General features: G+C 67.8%; 3 protein-coding genes. All 3 read right to left on the bottom strand.

All coding sequences use genetic code 11. From position 1 onward, the window contains the following. Positions 1-195 precede the first annotated feature (195 nt). The 3 genes from ACNPQM_RS43865 to ACNPQM_RS43855 are packed head-to-tail and all read right to left on the bottom strand — an operon-like array spanning position 196 to position 2962. Positions 196-774 carry a NifU family protein gene (locus ACNPQM_RS43865; protein WP_418088381.1) on the bottom strand — a complete coding sequence of 193 codons (579 nt, stop codon included), beginning with the start codon at positions 772-774 and terminating at the stop codon, positions 196-198. Further along, entirely contained in the window at positions 771-2708 is a 1938-nt protein-coding gene (feoB, locus tag ACNPQM_RS43860) for a ferrous iron transporter B (protein ID WP_418088380.1), read from the bottom strand. The genes ACNPQM_RS43865 and feoB overlap by 4 nt, the downstream gene beginning before the upstream one ends. Next, on the bottom strand, positions 2705-2962 hold the full coding sequence (locus tag ACNPQM_RS43855; RefSeq protein ID WP_418088379.1) for a FeoA family protein: 258 nt from the start codon (positions 2960-2962) through the stop codon (positions 2705-2707). Before ACNPQM_RS43855 ends, feoB begins: the two co-directional genes overlap by 4 nt. Between the last annotated feature and the right edge of the window lie 131 nt (positions 2963-3093).

The raw sequence follows: 3093 nt of genomic DNA, 5'->3' as shown, positions 1-3093 counted from the left end.
CGCTGGGCTGCTCCGCTGATTCGGTATCCGTCACTGATTCCTCAAACATGTCGATGATCCTTGCCCGCTGAGACCTTTCGCCCGAACGGGTGCCCCGCAGGGCAGGGGTGATGCGCCTGCTTGTCTCGCCCATGTGAGGACTGTGGTGATGTTTCGGGGAAGCTTCAATCCCGTCGTCGCCCCTCCCTTGGACGGTCACGCTCTGCGGCGGCGCAGGGTGAGCCATGTGGGCCTCGCCGTCTTGCCGGGCTCCTCCATAGCCCGCAGCTCGACCAGGTCAGGGAACCGGGCACGCAGCGCCGACTCAAGGCGCGAGTGAAGGGTGAACCCGGCCGCCGGGCAGTGCGTGCAGGTGCCTGCCATCCGCACCTCCACGTGCCGGTCGTAGGCGGATACGACCGTCACTTCGCCGCCGTGGGAGCGGATGTAGTCGCCAAGAGATCCGTCCAGGACGTCCTGCAGCGCGGCGCGCAGCATGTCGTCCTCGGTGACCACGTCGGCCGGCCTCCACCGCTGAGGGTGCCGCAGTGCGGCGCTGAGCGCTTCGCGTACCCGTACTCCGGCGCCGGACCAGCTCCGGCCGTCGGCGAGCCGGATCACCACGGCCTGTGTCTCCACCTCGATGGAGGCGACGTCTTCGGAGTGGAGCATTTCCCCGAGCTCGCCCGGTGCCTCGGCGATCTCTCCGACGACCGGCAGCGTGCCGGCGGGGATGACCCAGCGGACGGACTGCGGGTCGGCCGTGGCCTCGGGGTGCATGGGGACGATGCTCATACCAGCAGCCCTACGAGGGTGTGCGTCAGGAAGGCCATGGTCCAGGCCAGCACGAACATGTAGCCGAAGGCGACCGCGGGCCATCTCCACGAGCCGGTCTCACGGCGCATGACCCCGATGGTCGACATGCACTGCAGCGCGTAGAGGAAGAAGACCAGCAACGCGGCCGTCGTGGCCGGAGTGAAGAGCTTCTGTCCCTGATGGGGCCCGTCGGTATAGGTCATCTGTGCCAGAGTTTCAGCCGGCTGGTCGGGGTTCTGGGCGGCAGCGACCTGGCCGAGCGTGGCGACGAACACCTCGCGGGCGGACAGCGATCCCAGTACGCCGATATTGATCCGCCAGTCAAAACCGAGGGGTTCGAAGACGGGTTCGATGGCGTGACCGATGTCGGCGGCGTAGCTGTGGTCGACCTCATAGGCCGAGACCGCGGCCTGGTCGGCCGGGTTGACCCCGGCGGAGCGCAGTTGCGCATCGCTGTGCATGGGCAGGCTGAGCAGTAGCCACAGCCCGATGGTCACGAGCAGGATGATCCGGCCGACCTTGTGCAGGAAGCCCTTGCAGGCGCCCAAGATGGATTCGGCCACCGACCGCAGCCGCGGCAGCCGGTAGGACGGCATCTCCATGTAGAACGGCAGCACCGGCCCGCCCCGGCTGCTGAACCGTTTGAAGACCCAAGCCGTCGCCATGGCCGACAGCGCACCGACGAGGTACAGGGCGAACATGACGACGCCCTGGGCGCCGAAGGGCCCGACCCTGGTATCGGGACTCACCAGCAGGCCAGTCAGCAGCACATAGACCGTCAGGCGCGCCGAGCAGGTCATCAGCGGCGCGCCCATCATGGTCGCGAAGCGGTCCTTGGCCGACGGGAGGGAGCGGGTGGCCATGATGCCCGGGATGGCGCAGGCAAGGGAGGAGAGCAGGGCGACGAACGCCCGGCCCTCCAGCCCGGCCTTGGCCATGAGCCGGTCCATCAGGAATGCCGCGCGGGAGAGGTAGCCGCTGCCCTCCAGCAGCGAGATCATGAGGAACAGCAGGGCGATCTGTGGCAGGAAGACCAGCACGCTGCCCAGGCCACCGATCAGGGCGTTGCCGAGGAAGCCGGAGAGCAACGGGTTCGAGACGTACTCGGTGACCAGCGTGCCGAGCCGGTCGAAGAGGCTCTGCACCGCGTCCTGCAGCGGTGTCGCGACGGTGAAGATGATCTGGAAGAACGCGAACATGGTCGCGAAGAAGATGAGCGTGCCCCACAGCGGGTGCAACAGCACAGAATCGATGCGCCGCGTGCGGTGATCGGCCTCGGGTACCTCGTAGCCCACGCTCTGCAGCAGCGACTCCACCCAGGCCCGCCTCTGCGAGGGATCGGTGGGCGGCGGGACGACCGGCCGCTCCCATGCGTCCCGGTCGAGCAGCATGGACTGCAACTGCGCCAGGTCGTTGCGCGACCCGCTCGTCACTCCGACGACCGGCACGCCCAGAGCGCGCCGGAGGGCCGAGACGTCGAGGGTGCCGCCGCGACGGGCCAGCTCGTCGCGGCAGGTGAGCACCACACAGATCGGCAGGCCGGTCTGCATGACCTGGGCGAGCAGCCCGAGGGAACGGCGCAGCGTCGTCGCGTCGATCGTGACGAGAATCCCGTCGGGTGTGCCGATGCCCGGGTTGTCCGGGTCGAGCGCATCGGCGACGACCTGCTCGTCCGGGCTGATCGGGTCGAGGCTGTAGGTGCCGGGCAGATCCTCGAGGACCACCTCGTGCTCGCCGATACGCGCCAACCCCTCATAGCGCGCGACGGTCACTCCGGGGTAGTTGCCGGTCTTGGTCCGCAGGCCGGTCAGGGCGTTGAAAAGCGTGCTCTTGCCCGAGTTCGGGCTGCCGACCAGAGCCAGACGAGTCTTGCCGGTGACCGTCTGGGCCACCGGACCGCAGTGCGCGCTCATGCGTTACGCCGTACATGGATGCCGACGGCTTGCTCTTTGCGCAGCGCCACCTCGTACTCCACGACCTGGAAAACGACGGGGTCGCCCAGCGGCGCCTTCCGCAGCACGGTGACCTGCGCGCCGGGGGCGAACCCCAAGTCGAACAGTCGTCGCGCGGTGCTCGGCTCGACCGACTCGTCGATGTCGATCACCTGGCCACTCATCCCGGGTCGCAGGTCGGCCAGCCGCGCATCCCCCGCTGAATCCGTCGACACGGACGGACCGCTCTTCTGACGCGCACCCAACTGCACTGAGACCATCGACATCCTCAACCCCGGGATCACCTAAGTAGCTTAGGGCAGGCTAACCTTTTATCCCGGTAGCAGCAATATCCACCCCTTCCCGA

The sequence above is a fragment of the Streptomyces sp. NPDC056231 genome, assembly GCF_048270745.1.
Lineage (GTDB): Bacteria > Actinomycetota > Actinomycetes > Streptomycetales > Streptomycetaceae > Streptomyces.
This window is presented reverse-complemented; position numbering and strand designations above follow the sequence as displayed.

What these genes read in the sequence shown, in the direction of transcription:
- ACNPQM_RS43865 (WP_418088381.1), bottom strand. Translation starts at nt 774, where the DNA reads ATGAGCATCGTCCCCATGCACCCCGAGGCCACGGCCGACCCGCAGTCC.
- feoB (WP_418088380.1), bottom strand. Translation starts at nt 2,708, where the DNA reads ATGAGCGCGCACTGCGGTCCGGTGGCCCAGACGGTCACCGGCAAGACT.